The organism is Belliella calami (assembly GCF_022549695.1).
Lineage (GTDB): Bacteria > Bacteroidota > Bacteroidia > Cytophagales > Cyclobacteriaceae > Belliella > Belliella calami.
Map to the genome: position 1 here is coordinate 189318 of NZ_JAKZGS010000007.1, position 16551 is coordinate 205868.

Consider the following 16551-nt stretch of genomic DNA (forward strand, 5'->3'; position numbering starts at 1 on the left):
AAATATTGTTTTTCAATATCAAGAAAAACCTACATCAATAAAAAAGAGGGTTTCCCCTCTTCTTTCTACTTATATCCCAGTGTTTTCATCATACTTTCACTCGTCTGCTCAGGTGCAAAGAGCCAATGCTTCACGCTTCCATCTGTATCTCTGTCTATGATCACATGCTTTGGCGCAGGAATCAGGCAGTGCTGAATGCCGCCATAGCCACCCAAAGACTCTTGATATGCTCCAGTATGGAAAAATCCAATGTATTGCTTTTTGCCATTGTCAGGTTTTGGAAGGTAAATATTGAACTGATGTGCTTCTGAATTGTAATAATCCATACTATCACAGGTCAATCCACCAAGATTGATATTATGGTATTCTTCATCCCAATTATTTACCGCCAGCATGATGTACTTTTGATTCAATCCCCAGCTATCTGGAAGTTGTGTGATGAAACTTCCATCTATCATATACCAAAGTTCCTTGTCATTTTGAAGCTTTTCGTCCAAAATAGAGTACAAGACTGCACCACTTTCCCCTACTGTGTAGCTTCCGAACTCTGTAAAGATATTTGGCTCGACAGTGTTGTTTTTAGCACACATCCATTTGATGTTTTTGATAATCTGCTCAGCCATGTACTGATAGTCATAATCAAAAAACACGTTGGTCTTGATCGGCCAACCTCCGCCGATGTCCATGGTATCAAGGCTTGGAGCGATTTTCTTCAAATCCACATACTTCTGGATGAAACGAGTTAATTCCGACCAATAATATGCTGTATCCCTGATTCCTGAGTTGATGAAAAAATGAAGCATCTTCAAAGACACGTTTGGGTTATCCTTGATTTTTTCTTCATAAAGGCTCAAGATATCGTTGTATCTCACACCCAATCTTGATGTATAGAAACCAAATTTAGGCTCTTCATCTGCTGCTATTCTAATTCCTACTTGAAAAGGCACTTTGACATGCTCTAGGTAATAATCAATTTCGGTGAGGTTATCTAAAATAGGCACACAATTCACAAAACCGTCATTCAACAATTCAGTAATGTATTGCTTATACAAGTCTCTCTTGAAACCATTGCAGACAATATATGTTTGCTTGGTAATCTTTCCTTCTGCGTAAAGACTCCTGACCAAAGGTATATCAAAAGTCGAAGATGTCTCTATATGGATATCATTCTTCAACGCTTCATTCAATACAAAGCTGAAATGTGAAGACTTAGTACAATAACAATAGGTATATTGTCCTTTGTAGTCATGCTTTTCGATAGCATTCCCAAAAAAGGTCTTTGCATTTTGGATATTTTCAGAAATCTTAGGCAGGTAGGTCAATTTCAAGGGAGTGCCATAAGTATCTATGATTTCCATCAAATTGACACCATTGAAATGTAACTCATTGTTTTCGACTTTGAACTCCTTGGTTGGAAAATCAAAAGTCTGTTGGATAAGATCAACGTATTTATTCATTGTTAAGATTAAGTCATTTAATGGATTACAAAATTTGCTTATATAATTCGTAAATCATAATGAAAAAGGGGAAAATCCGATTGGATTTTCCCCTTATTTCTTTTTTTCTTTTAATTTTCACTGAATCATGCAAAGAGCTTTTGAAGCAATAGACTTTGTTCTGCTTTAATGATTCTTTGGTTTTCGATGATTTGGTTCAGAATGCTCTTGAACCTGATTTCATCTTCGATAGACGTGATGATTTTATTCAGATAAGCTTTGGTAAGCTGTTCATTACTTTTATAAAATTTCAAAGTAAAGGTTTCATTTTCAGAAACATACTCCAAAACCACTCCTTCGGGTTTACCAAGACTTGCCAAGCCTCTGAACAAGCCCTTCAATGAAGAATAAGACTCGTTGATCTGAAAATAAACAGCATGGAAAGTTTTTCTTGCTTCTGGGAAATTTGGAAAATCAAATTTTGCCGTATCAATTACATTGATCATAGCACACATCTCTAAGACATTCATAACTCCAAGATCCTGAGAACTTGTGTTTGACTTTCTACTGATGTTTTGAAAAGCAAATGCGTTTGCGTTTTGATTTTCAGAGGTAGTGATGCTTGCTGTAATTGACATAGTAATGAATATTAATGTTTCACAAAATCATTGGCTTTTGCTGCAATGACTCTTCAAAAGTAAAAGAACAAATTCTAATTTCCTAATAACCCTATAATTTTTATAGGGTAATGATTTAAAAATTGACTCCACTGAAATTATTATTTTGAAATAATGATTTAGTTTAGATATCACCACTAACAAATTCAACGAGCCTCTTGTTTTGAAGAAAAGCTAAAAATCATAATTGGAGAATAAATATTATTTTTGATTGAAAAGACTTTCTTTTTCTTATAATGGGGATAAATCTTATCCAAAATGGTTTTTTGGTCAATTTTGACTACTTTTGCCGAACTTATTTTGCGCTTAACGAAGATAAACCCGATTATATCAAGACCATTTATGAGAAAAATTAAACTAGTAGAAGTCCGTTCTGAAATTGCTGCAGGAACGCGAGGAGCCAGTTTGGGAATTGACGCCCTAAAGATTGCCAGTTTGGATAAAGCCTCTGATTTTTTCACAAAATTTGACCCTATTAATGTTCCTGATGCCAACAACTTCTTATGGAAAGGCAACAAACACCCACATGCAAAGTACATAGATGGAGTATATCAAGTATTGAAAAACGTCTATAGTACGATCGAATCCCTCAGACTAGAAAAGAAATTCCCCATAGTACTTGCCGGTGATCATTCTACTGCAGCAGGAACAATCATGGGGATCAAATCCGCCGATCCTAATAAAAGACTTGGGGTAATTTGGATTGACGCGCATGCTGATTTACACACACCATATACCACTCCCTCTGGTAATATGCATGGTATGCCTTTGGCAATGTGTATCAAAACTGACAATCTGGACTGCCAAGTAAATGAACCTGCTGAAGAAACTATTCAGTATTGGGAGAAAATTAAAAATATTGGAGGCGAAATACCTAAAATCAACCCACAAGACATTGTATTCATTTCCGTAAGAGACACGGAAGAACCAGAAAACCACGTCATCAAAAAAAATGGAATCAAAAATTTCACTACCGAGGAAGTAAGAGAAAAAGGAGTGGTGGAAATCGCAAAATTAGCCCTTGAGACACTAAAAGATTGTGACCAAGTCTATATTTCCTTTGATGTGGACAGCATGGACAGCTCTATCTCAGTAGGTACAGGCACTCCAGTTGCAAATGGACTAACAGTAAAAGAAGCTATCGAGCTGAATACTGAACTCATCAAAGACAAAAGAGTCTGCTGCTGGGAAATTGTAGAAGTAAACCCAACCCTAGACACAGAAAACCTCATGGCCGAAAATGCTTTTGAAGTATTAGAAGCCACAACGAGATCATTAGTAGAAAATTACTAAAAACTAACATTCCTTCACCGCTAGTATTTTCAAAAATTATTGAAAACCCCAAATCAAAACCTTAGCGTACCATTGCGACCCTTTGTGGCTATTAAGCTGATAATAAATGGGTTCGCCGCAAAGCCACGCTAGGATTTTCAAAGATTATTGAAAACCCCAAATCAAAACCTTAGCGTACCATTGCGAACCTTTGCGGCTAATAAGATGATCATAAAAAAGGTGTTGCCGCTAGGGCACGCTAGGATACGCAAAGATTATTGAAAATCCCTAAATAAATCCTTTGCGCACCATTGCGACCCTTTGTGGCTATTAAGCTGATAATAAATGGGTTCGCCGCAAAGCCACGCTAGGATTCGCAAAGATTATTAAAAATCCTATAACAAAACCTTTGCGTACCATTGCGATCCTTTGTGGCTATTAAGCTGATAATAAAAAAGGTATTGCAGCAAAGGAACGCTAGGATTTTAAAAGATTATTGAAAATCCCAAATCAAAACCTTTGCGTACCATTGCGAACCTTTGCGGCTATTAAGCTGACCATAAAAAAGGTATTGCCGCTAGGGCACGCTAGGATTCGCAAAGATTATTAAAAATCCCTAAATAAATCCTTTGCGCACCATTGCGACCCTTTGTGGCTATTAAGCTGATAATAAATGGGTTCGCCGCAAAGCCACGCTAGGATTCGCAAAGATTATTAAAAATCCTATAACAAAACCTTTGCGATCCTTTGTGGCTTAAAAAAATATTCAGCGAAGACACACTAGGATTGTTGATAATCGAAAAACAAAAACTTTGGGATACGTTGTGAATATCTGAACTTGATCTAATTATTTACACTTTTATTAATCAATATCACTAAAAATTTGTATTTTGGTTTGAATTTTTTCTTTAATAAAAACTTTTCAAAACATGTGGAAATACTGTGAATTTAATGAAAACGAACTTTCAAAGGAAGTCATAAAAATCGCATATGATGTCCATTCTCAACTTGGTTCCGGTTTACTTGAAAATGCATATAAGCATGCCTTATTTTTCAAGTTAAATAAAGAAGGATTTTACACCGAAAAAGAAAAAGAGATGCCTTTAATTATTGATGGTGTAAAATTAGATATTGGTTACAGAATTGACATACTTGTTGAAAACAAATTAGTCCTAGAATTAAAATCTGTAGATAAGCTAAGCGATCTTCATTTAGCCCAAACTATAAATTATCTAAAACTAGGAAATTTTAAACTTGGTTTGATTCTAAACTTTAATACAACAAGATTAAAATATGGAATCAAAAGAGTAGTAAATGGCTTATAAGCCTAACCAATCTTCTCAAACCTATTTTTACCGCAAAGGAACGCTAGGATTCGCAAGGATTAATGAAAATCCCAAATCAAAATCTTTGCGCACCATTGCGAACCTTTGCTGCTAATAGAAAAACTATATCAAAAGGACAAGATAGAATTCAAAAAGCCCAACACAAAACCTTTGCCTACCATTGCGATCCTTTGTGGCTATTAAGCTGATCATTAAAAAGGTATTGCCGCAAGGGCACGCCAGGGTACACAAAGATTAATGAAAATCCAAAAACAAATCCTTTGCGTACCATTGCGATCCTTTGTGGCTATTAAGCTGATCATTAAAAAGGTATTGTCGCAAGGACACGCCAGGGTACGCAAAGATTAATCAAAATCCAAAAACAAATCCTTTGCGCACCATTGCGATCCTTTGTGGCAATTAAGCTGATCATTAAAAAGGTATTGTCGCAAGGACACGCCAGGGTACGCAAAGATTAATGAAAATCCAAAAACAAATCCTTTGCCTACCATTGCGAACCTTTGCGGCTATTAAGCTGATCATAAAAAAGGTATTGCCGCAAGGGCACGCCAGGGTACGCAAAGATTAATGAAAATCCAAAAACAAAACCTTTGCGCACCATTGCGAACCTTTGCGGCTAATAAAAAAACTATATCAAAAGGACAAGATAGAATTCAAAAAGCATATCGAAAAGCCCAACACAAATCCTTTGCAGCAAAAAACACCCTAGAAGCCTTTTCAACACCTTAGTATCATTTATACATTAAGGTGGAGAATGGACTGCGGAAAGAAAAAACCTTTCCCTATCTTTGCAGACTTAGAAAAAAACAATCCAAGTCAATTATATAAATAAGATGAATTTAGAAGAACAAATTATTCCCGCTATCCAAAAAGGATTTAGGGAGGTTTTTGGTCATGAGGTTTCTCTGGAAGAGTTAAGTTTACAACCGACTAGAAAAGAATTTGAAGGGACATATACATTTGTGATGTTTCCTTATCTCAAGGTTACCAAAATGGCTCCTGAAGCAAGTGGAAATAAGCTCGGGGATTTTTTGGTTGCAAACAGTGATTTAGTGACAGCTTACAATGTTGTGAAAGGTTTTTTGAATATTTCAGTTGCACAAGCTTCATGGATCCAAATATTCAGTGAACTTTATTCCAATCCAAACTTTGGTCAACTTCCTGCGAATGGAAAGAAAGTGATGGTAGAATATTCTTCTCCCAACACCAATAAGCCACTTCATTTAGGCCATCTTCGAAATAATTTTTTGGGTTATTCAATTTCCGAAATCCTCAAAGCAAATGGATACCAAGTCACAAAAGCCAACCTTGTCAATGACCGAGGCATACATATATGCAAATCCATGGTTGCTTACCAGCATTTTGGTAACAATGAAACTCCACAATCTTCGGGATTGAAAGGAGATCATTTGGCGGGTAAGTACTATGTTATTTTTGACAAAGAATACAAAAAACAAATCAGTGAACTAGCTGCCCAGGGCCAGTCAGAAGATGAAGCAAAAAAGAATGCTCCACTGATGCTTGAAGCCCAGGAAATGCTCCGTAAGTGGGAAGCCAATGACGCTGAGACTGTTGATCTCTGGAAATTGATGAATGGCTGGGTATATGAAGGATTTGAAGCAACATACCAAAAAATGGGGGTCAATTTCGACAAATACTACTATGAATCTGACACATATCTTTTAGGAAAAGACATTGTAGAAGAAGGTCTTGCCAAGGGTGTATTCTTCAAAAAAGACAATGGTTCAACTTGGGTAGATTTGAGTGAAGAAGGTTTGGATGAAAAATTAGTACTGAGAGGAGACGGCACTTCCGTTTATATCACCCAAGATATGGGGACTTGCGATTTAAAATTCAATGACTTCGGTTTCGACAAATCAATTTATGTGGTAGGAAATGAGCAAGATTATCATTTCGATGTCTTATTCAAAATCATGAAAAAACTTGGCCGCCCATATGGTGAAGGACTTTATCATCTTTCTTATGGCATGGTAGATCTTCCAACAGGCAAGATGAAATCTCGCGAAGGAACTGTAGTAGATGCTGATGATTTGATGCATGAAATGGTCACAACTGCTGAGACTCACACGAAGGAACTTGGGAAGATCGAAGGTTTTTCACAGCAAGAAGCTGCTGAGTTATATGAGACTTTAGGATTGGGAGCTTTGAAATACTTCTTGCTAAAGGTAGATCCAAAAAAGAGAATGCTCTTCAATCCCCAAGAATCAATAGAATTCCAAGGGAATACTGGGCCTTTCATTCAATATTCTCATGCAAGAATCGCTTCCATACTGAGAAAAGCTGAGCAAATCGGTGTGAATTTTAAAACTGATGGTTTTGAAGGAATTGATAAATTGGAAGATGCTGAGAGAGATTTGATCATCGTCTTGTATGATTTCGAGAAAAAAATCAAACAAGCTGGTGAAGACTACTCTCCTGCCCTACTTGCTCAATACTTATTCGATTTGGCAAAAGAATACAATCGCTTCTATGCCGAGCAATCCATTTTCAACGAATCTGACCAAAAAATCCAAGCTTTCAGAGTTGCTTTATCAGCCTTGACAGCCAAAACAATCAAAGGCGGAATGAAGTTATTAGGAATAAATGTCCCAGATAGAATGTAAAAAACTACTATGAAAAACTTATTGGTAATTCTCGTACTGATTGCTTTTGCTTGTACTTCAAGCGTACAAAAAAAAGAATCGCAAAATTCAGATCCTCTCACCTTAGACAAAATGATCATGGAAAAATCTATTTACGATTTTAAGCTCAATGATATCGATGGTAATGAAGTCGATTTCAGCCAATTCAAAGGCAAAAAACTCCTATTGGTCAATGTCGCTTCCAAATGTGGATATACACCACAATATGAAGATCTTCAAAAACTGAATGAAGAATATGGCGAAAAGGTAGTTATTCTTGGATTTCCTGCAAATAATTTTGGGGGACAGGAGCCGGGAACTAATGAAGATATTAAGCAGTTCTGCAGCACAAATTATGGAGTGACTTTTCAGATGTTTGACAAAATATCTGTCAAAGGTGCTGATAAACACCCATTGTATAGGTGGCTATCCGACAAAGACCTAAATGGTTGGAATGATAAAGAGCCAAGCTGGAATTTCTGCAAATACTTTATCGATGAAAACGGCGAATTGAAACAGTTCTTTGCCTCATCAGTAAACCCAATGGATGATGAAATTATCAACCTTATAAAATCCTAATTTTTAGGATTCCAATCAATTTTAGACCTGTTTTCTTAGGAAAACAGGTCTTTTTATTATTTTAGCAAAAAAAACACAACGTGGAAATCACTCTTGCGAGTAAAAAACAAGCTTGGCTTCATGCTATTAGACTGAGAACTTTACCTTTGGCTTTATCGAGCATCTTGATGGGTTCCATTCTCGCTGCCTCAAACAATAGCTTTCGGTTGGAAATATTCATTCTAGCAGCTATCACCACCATTTTCCTTCAAATCCTGTCCAATTTAGCAAATGACTATGGTGACAGTGTACATGGAGCAGATAGCATCGACAGGAAAGGCCCTATCAGAGCGGTGCAATCAGGAGTAATTAGCCTTTCGGAAATGAAGAAAGCAATGATTCTTTTTGCAGTTCTTTCTCTGGTCAGCGGCTTGATTTTACTTTATATCAGCTTGAATGATTGGAGACTTTTCTTTCTATTCTTAGGATTGGGAATCTTAGCTATTATTGCTGCAGTGACTTACACATCTGGCAAAAAACCTTATGGATATGCTGGACTTGGAGACATTTCTGTTTTTCTATTCTTTGGATTACTTGGAGTATCTGGAACTTATTTTCTCCACACATTGAGTTTTGATTGGATCAATTTGTTACCAGCTGTCTCTTTGGGATTGTTCAGCACAGCAGTGTTGAATATCAATAATATCAGGGATATAGAATCCGACACCAAAGCAGGCAAGAAATCTATTCCAGTCAGAATTGGAAAAAAAGCTGCCGTAAAATACAACTGGAGTCTTATTCTTGGTGGCAACATCACAATCATCGTATTCGCTATCATTCAAAATTCTTATTGGGCTCTTTTCCCAATTTTGATTTCTCCCCTAATGATTCGAGTAGCTGTTGGCGTAAGTCAGGGTGAAAATTCTGCAATGATAGACCCTTATCTCAAAAAAATGGCGATTTCTACATTACTTTGGGTAATTGCATTTGGTTTGGGATGGTTTATTTTGGACTAAACTACTATCTAATATCTTTCGATAGCAGACTATTTCCCACAGGATTTTGCCATAATTTCTCACTTCCTAATACATTTGCAGACAATCATAATTTATTTTTTGTATTTTCCTGAATCTAAACCAAAACAATCACCATGAAAACTATCCTCGTACCTTATGATTTTTCTAAAGAAGCACAAAACGCCCTTGAATTTGCACAAGGATTGGCTTCAAAAACCAAAGCTCACCTCAAGTTACTGCATGTCTTAGAAGCACCCACCATGACTTCCCTCGGGACAATGGGAACGGTAGAGTCCGGCAATGAAATCGATCAGATTTATGTAATCGAGCTGATCGAAAAACGAAAAACCCAACTAGCCGAAATCGAAGCTTTACATGAAAATGTTGATTACAAATTTTCTACAAAACTCGTATTTGGCAATCCTTATGCGGGAATCACAAAAGAAGTGACTGATTTTGAAGCGAACCTGATTGTCATGGGGTCCAAGGGAACAAGCGGATTAGAAGAACTTCTGATAGGAAGTAATACAGAAAAGATTGTCAGAAATGCCTCTTGTCCCGTCATCACTGTCAAAGACAAAAGAGACGTAAGTGAGATCAAGAAAATAGTTTTTGCGAGCGATTTTGGAGAAAGTGCAGCCAAGGTGGTTAATAAACTTAAAAAACTAGTATCCGTGTTGGAAGCTGAACTAGCTTTGGTTAAAATAAATACCCCAAGTATGTTCGAAAACACGCGCAGTTCCAAAAAAACTATGGAGGAGTTTGTAAGAGAACATCAGCTCGAAAATTACTCAATGGAAGTATTTAACAGTTCTTCAGAAGAAGAAGGAATTATTGAGTTTGCCGAAGATTCGAATGCAGACTTGATTGCAATGGCAACTCATGGCAGAACAGGCTTCTTGCATCTGTTAAGTGGAAGCATCGCCGAAGATGTAGTAAATCATGCCAAAAGACCGGTATGGACAATGAAAGTGAAATAAAAAAATGGCAAAAAGTAAAAACAACGATTGGAAAAAAAGAGATGGAGTAGTTTACTCCACAAGTGATAACTTTGAGTTTGACTTGGGAGACGGTGATGAACAAAACACACTTCCACCTCAGCAGCAAAACCTCAAAGTGATGCTTGACAAAAAATCTCGGGGAGGAAAACAAGTGACATTGATCGAAGGATTTGTAGGTACAGATGAGGACTTAAAGGATTTGGGCAAGATGCTCAAAAACAAATGTGGTGTTGGAGGAAGTGCCAAAGACAATGAAATCCTAATTCAAGGTGACCACAGGGACAAAGTAGTCACCATTCTACAAGCCGCTGGCTATAAAGCCAAAAAATCAGGTGGCTGATTATTGTAAAAACAACATAAAACAGATCGTCTATTTTTAGACGATCTGTAAATTTTTGAACCCATTTGTTTTCTCTTTTTCTACAAACAAGATGAATTTCAATTTTCTCAAATCAAGAACATTGTACCTCTTTGAGATTTTGCTGCTAATTCCTTGCTATCCTTTTTTGCAACAGATGGAATCCATCCTTCTGATGTAGGTTATAGGCTGATGACTGACTTGGTATCAATCTATATCAAAGAAAAAGGTGACCAAACCTAGCCACCTTTTTACTGAAAAATTGAACCACAAACTAAACCTGTTTACCTTCTAGTAAAAGGTATTATTGATTTATATAACCATTTACGAAATCAACATCGTTTTTGGATTTACAAAAGTTCATAATATTTCAACCAACACACATGACTCAATATATTGCACAGTTTGCTTTGATCGTCGATGATTATGATGATGCCATTGATTTTTATACAAAAAAATTAAATTTCAAACTGCTTGAAGACACCCAAATCTCCGATTCCAAAAGATGGGTAAGAATAGCTCCTCCTGGCGCTACTGAATCAAACTGCCACATCCTGCTTGCCAAAGCTGTGGGAGAACAACAAAAGAATGCGATAGGAAACCAAACTGGTGGTAGAGTTTTTCTATTTTTACACACCGACGATTTTGAAAGAGACTATGAAAATCTGATCAAACAGAACATCAAGATTTTCAGAGATAGGTCTTCAGAAAGCTTTGGGAAAGTTGTAGTTTTTGAGGATCTGTATGGAAACCTTTGGGATTTGATAGAACCAGCGAAAAATGATGCATAAGTTAAATATAGCAAAAACCATTTCCATAATTGGTCACCCACTGATGATTGGGACGATGTATGTTATCTTCATTTCTTTTCATGATTTGGAGAAAGAGATTGCTATGATCATCTCAGCTTCAATTTTATCCATTGTAACCTTCCCTATCATCATCCATAATTGGATCAAAACAAGAAATGGTTCGTACTCCAACTTTGATGTTTCCAACCAAAAGCAAAGAAGAAGTTTCTATCCATTCAGTATTTTGCTTTTTTCAATTTGTCTGATTTTGTTCTACATTTTGAAATTTCCTGATGTCGTGATTTTTACTACTCTTTCATTTTTGATGATGTTGATCAGTATGAGTTTGGTAAATCTGAAAGTGAAAGCGTCATTACACCTGGCTATCTCCATGTTTATTTCTGTCAAATTATTTGGAGTTGCAATTTACCTAGGTGTAATTTTCTTGATTTTTAGTGTATTGATCGCATGGTCAAGAAAATATTTGGGAAGACATTCATTGCAAGAATTAACTATTGGAAGCCTGAATGGCTTGCTTTTCGGAATATTAAGCGGGTATTTTTAAGTTTTCATACCGAATTTTCTCCATATCTGTAATTATTTCAGAAAAACATTCCCCAACTTTTGCTTGTTAAGATTTGGTATTTAACTTTGCGCACATCAATGAACAGAAATTTTCTCCATATCGACTTATTTTTGGCTACAGCTCATGCTGGAACTGTTCATCATATCCATCATTCCTCTTAAGGAGGAACATCATTTACATATCGCCCAAGGAGAGGCTGTTGAAATATTTATACAGCCCTATCATCCAAATCATTTATTTGTTTTGTATTACTAAACGTATATTGCATACATGGAAAACATAATCCGCATAGCCGTTCAAAAAAGCGGAAGACTCAGCGAAGATTCATTAAGCCTAATCAAAGAATGTGGCATCAAGTTCTACAATGGAACAGGAAAATTAAAATCAACATCCACCAATTTCCCGATCGAATTTTTATTTCTGAGGGATGACGATATCCCAGGCTATGTAGCTGACGGAGTAGCTGATTTGGGAATAGTTGGTGAAAATGAACTCGTAGAAAAAGACAAAGATGTCAATGTTTTGAAGAAACTAGGTTTTTCAAAATGCAGGCTTTCACTCGCAATCCCAAAAGGTGAGGATTATCCCGGAATCAATTATTTTGACGGAAAAAACATTGCTACCTCCTATCCAAAAATCCTTGGCGATTACCTAAAAGAAAAAAACATCAAAGCTGAAATCCACGAAATCTCTGGATCGGTGGAAATTGCACCAAGCATCGGTCTTGCTGAAGGTATTTGTGACATCGTAAGCTCAGGTTCTACCTTGATGATGAACGGATTGAAAGAAGTGGAGCAGATATTCAAATCTGAAGCTGTATTGATTTCCAACAAAAACTTAAGCCAAGAGAAAAAATCTATTGTCGATAAGTTGCTTTTCAGAATGAATGCAGTGCAAACAGGAAAAAGCAATAAATATGTACTTCTCAATGCTCCAAACAAGTCTTTAGACAGAATAATCTCTTTGATTCCTGGAATGAGAAGTCCTACAATTTTGCCATTGGCAGAAGAAGGATGGTCATCTGTTCACTCGGTATTGAGCGAGGATCAGTTTTGGGAAAATATTGAAGAGCTGAGAGCCGCTGGAGCCGAAGGGATCCTAGTAGTGCCTATTGAGAAAATGGTGCTTTGATCAGCAAAACCCCAAGAATTTAATTTACAATTTTTCCCAAAGAAAAATTCAAAAACCATGAAAATATTAGTCAATCCTGCTCGAGGAGAATGGAAATCAGAACTGGCAAGACCAGTACAAAAATCCAAAGACATAGAAAAAATCGTCAAGCCAATCATGCGCAAAGTGAAGCGGCAAGGGGATAAAGCATTGAAGAAATTTGCATTGGAATATGATCATGTGAGTATCAAGAACCTTCTTGTAAGCAGGGAAGAAATTGCTACAGCAAAGCTTTTGGTATCAGAAGAGTTACAAAAAGCTATCATTCAGGCAAAAGTGAATATCGAAAAATTTCACGAGGCACAGCAAACTCCCGATTTGATCATGGAAACGATGGAAGGTGTCACTTGCATGCGGAAGACTGTAGGCATCCAAAAAGTCGGACTATACATCCCAGGAGGTACAGCACCATTGTTTTCTACGGTATTGATGCTAGGCATTCCTGCAAATATTGCCGGTTGTGAGGAAATTGTACTTTGTACACCTCCAAACAAAGAAGGTAATATCCACCCTGCGATCCTTTTCACAGCAGATCTGATTGGCATAGACAAAATCATCAAAGTAGGCGGAGCACAAGCAGTGGCAGCAATGACTTATGGCACTGAATCCGTTCCTTCTGTGGACAAAATTTTTGGCCCTGGAAATCAATATGTAACGGCCGCCAAGCAACTGGCAGTGAAAAAGGGAGTTGCCATCGATATGCCAGCTGGCCCTTCAGAAGTTCTCGTATATGCCGATGAATCAGCCATTCCTTCATTTGTGGCGTCTGATCTATTGTCACAAGCCGAGCATGGTATCGATTCTCAGGTGATCTTAGTAGCGTCTTCGGAAAAAATAGCCCAAAGAGTGATGCAGGAAGTAAATACCCAAGTAGAAAAGTTAGCTAGAAAAGAAATTGCTAAGCGAGCTTTGGAAAACTCTGTGGCGGTAGTAATCCCCAATCAAGACAAGGCTATTGACTTGATCAATGACTATGCACCTGAACATTTGATCATCTGTGTAAATGAAGCAGACGAAGAAGATGTGGTGTCTCGAATCAAAAATGCAGGGTCTGTTTTCATAGGGAATTTCACTCCAGAATCAGCAGGTGACTATGCCTCTGGTACAAACCACACCTTGCCTACTTATGGCTATGCGAGAAATTACAGTGGCGTATCACTTGATAGCTTCACCAAAAAAATCACTTACCAAAAAATCAGTGAAAAAGGAATCCAAAATATTGGTCCTACCATAGAAATAATGGCTGAAAACGAACTGCTTGAAGCGCACAAAAATGCAGTAACCATCCGTCTTAACTACTTAAAGGAAAATCAGTAATGGCCTTTAATTTAGAAAAACTACTCCGACCACATATCGCCAATATCAAGCCTTATTCATCAGCGAGGGATGAATACTCAGGCAAGGCGGGAATCTTCTTGGATGCCAACGAAAACCCTTTTGGATCTATGGCATCCGGCAGCTTCAACAGGTATCCTGACCCTTACCAATTGGATATCAAACAAAAACTCGCCGAGGTCAAAAATGTCTTTGCCAACCAGATTTTCTTAGGAAATGGCAGCGACGAGGCTATAGACCTGCTGATGCGGGCATTTTGCATTCCAGGACAAGACAACATCATTTTGCTACCGCCAACTTATGGAATGTACGAAGTAAGTGCGGGAATCAATGATATTGAAATCCAAAAAGTAAATCTTACAGAAGATTACCAGCTTCGTCCTGATGCAATTCTTGAAGCAGTGAATGAAAGTACAAAAATCATCTTCATCTGCTCACCAAATAACCCAAGTGGCAACAAGGTCAATAGAAAAGACATCTATCAGGTTCTAGATAATTTCAATGGCTTGTTGGTTGTGGATGAAGCTTATATTGATTTCAGTGACGAACCTAGTTTCACCACAGAATTGGAAAAATATCCCAATCTACTAGTCATGCAGACTTTTTCTAAGGCTTGGGGATTGGCATCTTTGCGAATTGGAATGGCATTCGCATCTGAGAAAATCATCAAAATCCTTAACCTGATCAAGCCTCCGTACAACATCTCAGGCTTGACTCAGGAGAAAGTGTTAGAAGCTTTGGAAAATGCTGATGCTATTCACCAAGTAGTGAAAGATACATTTGTAGAGAGGCAATTTTTGGAAGCTGAAGTTTCTAAGTTTCCATTCCTCAAAAAAATCTTCCCCTCACATGCCAATTTTATCTTGATCAAAGTCGATGGCGCTAGGGCGATTTACGAGTTCTTAATCGAACAAACCATCATCATCCGAGACAGGTCAAAAGTAGTTCTCTGTGAAGATTGCCTAAGAGTATCAGTTGGAACTAGAGAAGAGAATGAAGCCTTTTTAAAAGCATTAAACCTATTTAAACCATGAAGAAAGTATTATTTATAGATCGTGATGGTACGATCATCATCGAGCCACCCACGGACTATCAAGTGGATAGTCTTGAAAAATTAGAATTCTATCCAAAGGCATTAAGTAATTTGAGAAAAATTGCCGAAGAGTGTGATTTTGAATTGGTCATGGTTACGAACCAGGACGGCTTGGGCACGGATTCATTTCCGGAGGATACTTTTTGGCCAGCACATAACAAAATGATGAAGACTTTGGAAAATGAAGGAATCAATTTTTCAGCTGTCCATATCGATCGTTCATTTGAGCATGAAAATCTACCCAGCAGAAAACCAGGGATCGCAATGCTCTCCGAGTATCAAAATGGCAATTATGACCTTTCAAATTCCTATGTAATTGGAGATCGGAAAACGGACGTTCAACTAGCAATAAATCTAGGAACTAAATCCATTTTCATTGGGGATAAGCTTGAAGAAGCTACCTTTTCTACCAAATCTTGGGATGAAATATATGAATACCTCAGACTTCCAGAACGAAAAGCTACTGTTGAAAGGAAAACTTCTGAAACCGAAATCAAAATCAGTCTTAACCTAGATGGTACTGGAAAATGTAACATCAGTACAGGCTTGCATTTCTTTGACCACATGCTTGAGCAACTTGGAAAACACGGAGGGACAGATTTGGACATTCAGGTCAATGGCGATCTGCATATTGATGAGCATCATACCATCGAGGATACCGCTTTGGCACTGGGAGAAGCTTATTTGAAAGCATTGGGAGATAAAAAGGGAATCTATAGATATGGATTTTTACTTCCAATGGATGATGTTTTGGCTCAGTGTGCCATTGATTTTGGAGGACGACCATGGATGATGTGGGAAGCTGAATTCAAAAGAGAAAAAATCGGTGAAATGCCTACAGAAATGTTCTACCATTTCTTCAAATCCTTCTCTGACACTGCCAAGTGCAACCTCAACATCAAAGCTGAAGGCGCAAATGAACACCACAAAATAGAAGCTATCTTCAAAGCCATGGCAAGAGCAATCAAAATGGCTGTTAAAAGAGACCTTAACACCCTAAATCAACTCCCGAGTACGAAGGGGGTTTTGTAAGGCAAGGCAAATAATTTAAATAAAGCGAGGCAAAGAAACTGTCTCGCTTTTTCATTTTTTCCCAACCTTTTCTGGGAATCTGTTACTCCCAATCTCGCTCTGGCAAATCAGATTAGCTAGCATAGAAATCTCTAAAACATGATTATTCAGATGCCCTTTCAGGGCATTCCTGATAATAGCAGCATCTTGTGCAATGGGCTGCACCCATTGTTAGAAGCTCTTGCCCTTACAGGGCAGT

At 37.5% G+C, this 16551-nt stretch carries 15 protein-coding genes; 13 read left to right on the top strand and 2 right to left on the bottom strand.

Features of this window, described 5'->3' with window-relative positions:
• Positions 1 to 65: 65 nt before the first annotated feature.
• A complete protein-coding gene (locus tag MM236_RS10700; RefSeq protein WP_241274975.1) occupies positions 66 to 1457 on the bottom strand; it encodes an arginine decarboxylase in 1392 nt (463 codons plus the stop codon).
• Positions 1458 to 1582: 125 nt separating this feature from the next.
• Positions 1583 to 2074 (bottom strand): hypothetical protein, encoded by a 492-nt coding sequence (locus tag MM236_RS10705; protein WP_241274976.1) that lies wholly within the window; start codon positions 2072 to 2074, stop codon positions 1583 to 1585.
• 381 nt (positions 2075 to 2455) lie between these two features.
• Between MM236_RS10705 and rocF the strand changes: the two genes are divergently transcribed.
• From rocF to hisB, 13 genes are all read left to right on the top strand, one after another.
• The gene (rocF, locus tag MM236_RS10710; protein ID WP_241274977.1) at positions 2456 to 3406 is read left to right on the top strand and encodes an arginase; all 951 of its coding nucleotides are present in this window, start codon (positions 2456 to 2458) and stop codon (positions 3404 to 3406) included.
• A gap of 908 nt (positions 3407 to 4314) precedes the next feature.
• Positions 4315 to 4710: a GxxExxY protein gene (locus MM236_RS10715; RefSeq protein ID WP_241274978.1), complete on the top strand. Its 396-nt coding sequence runs from the start codon at positions 4315 to 4317 to the stop codon at positions 4708 to 4710.
• Between the two features lie 854 nt (positions 4711 to 5564).
• Positions 5565 to 7355: an arginine--tRNA ligase gene (gene argS, locus MM236_RS10720; protein ID WP_241274979.1), complete on the top strand. Its 1791-nt coding sequence runs from the start codon at positions 5565 to 5567 to the stop codon at positions 7353 to 7355.
• 9 nt (positions 7356 to 7364) lie between these two features.
• A complete protein-coding gene (locus MM236_RS10725; RefSeq protein WP_241274980.1) occupies positions 7365 to 7952 on the top strand; it encodes a glutathione peroxidase in 588 nt (195 codons plus the stop codon).
• An 80-nt stretch (positions 7953 to 8032) separates the two neighbouring features.
• The gene (locus MM236_RS10730) at positions 8033 to 8947 is read left to right on the top strand and encodes a 1,4-dihydroxy-2-naphthoate polyprenyltransferase (protein ID WP_241274981.1); all 915 of its coding nucleotides are present in this window, start codon (positions 8033 to 8035) and stop codon (positions 8945 to 8947) included.
• A 134-nt stretch (positions 8948 to 9081) separates the two neighbouring features.
• Positions 9082 to 9927, top strand: a complete 846-nt coding sequence (locus MM236_RS10735) for a universal stress protein (RefSeq protein ID WP_241274982.1) — start codon at positions 9082 to 9084, stop codon at positions 9925 to 9927.
• 4 nt (positions 9928 to 9931) lie between these two features.
• Positions 9932 to 10288, top strand: a complete 357-nt coding sequence (locus MM236_RS10740) for a translation initiation factor (RefSeq protein WP_241274983.1) — start codon at positions 9932 to 9934, stop codon at positions 10286 to 10288.
• 401 nt (positions 10289 to 10689) lie between these two features.
• Entirely contained in the window at positions 10690 to 11097 is a 408-nt protein-coding gene (locus tag MM236_RS10745) for a VOC family protein (protein WP_241274984.1), read from the top strand.
• Entirely contained in the window at positions 11087 to 11662 is a 576-nt protein-coding gene (locus MM236_RS10750; protein ID WP_241274985.1) for a hypothetical protein, read from the top strand. The genes MM236_RS10745 and MM236_RS10750 overlap by 11 nt, the downstream gene beginning before the upstream one ends.
• Before the next feature lie 291 nt (positions 11663 to 11953).
• On the top strand, positions 11954 to 12814 hold the full coding sequence (gene hisG, locus MM236_RS10755; RefSeq protein ID WP_241274986.1) for an ATP phosphoribosyltransferase: 861 nt from the start codon (positions 11954 to 11956) through the stop codon (positions 12812 to 12814).
• Positions 12815 to 12871: 57 nt separating this feature from the next.
• Complete coding sequence (hisD, locus tag MM236_RS10760; RefSeq protein WP_241274987.1) at positions 12872 to 14170, top strand: histidinol dehydrogenase; 1299 nt, start codon at positions 12872 to 12874, stop codon at positions 14168 to 14170.
• Positions 14170 to 15222 carry a histidinol-phosphate transaminase gene (gene hisC, locus MM236_RS10765; protein ID WP_241274988.1) on the top strand — a complete coding sequence of 351 codons (1053 nt, stop codon included), beginning with the start codon at positions 14170 to 14172 and terminating at the stop codon, positions 15220 to 15222. Before hisD ends, hisC begins: the two co-directional genes overlap by 1 nt.
• Positions 15219 to 16313: a bifunctional histidinol-phosphatase/imidazoleglycerol-phosphate dehydratase HisB gene (gene hisB / locus MM236_RS10770; protein WP_241274989.1), complete on the top strand. Its 1095-nt coding sequence runs from the start codon at positions 15219 to 15221 to the stop codon at positions 16311 to 16313. Before hisC ends, hisB begins: the two co-directional genes overlap by 4 nt.
• The last annotated feature ends 238 nt before the right edge of the window (positions 16314 to 16551 follow it).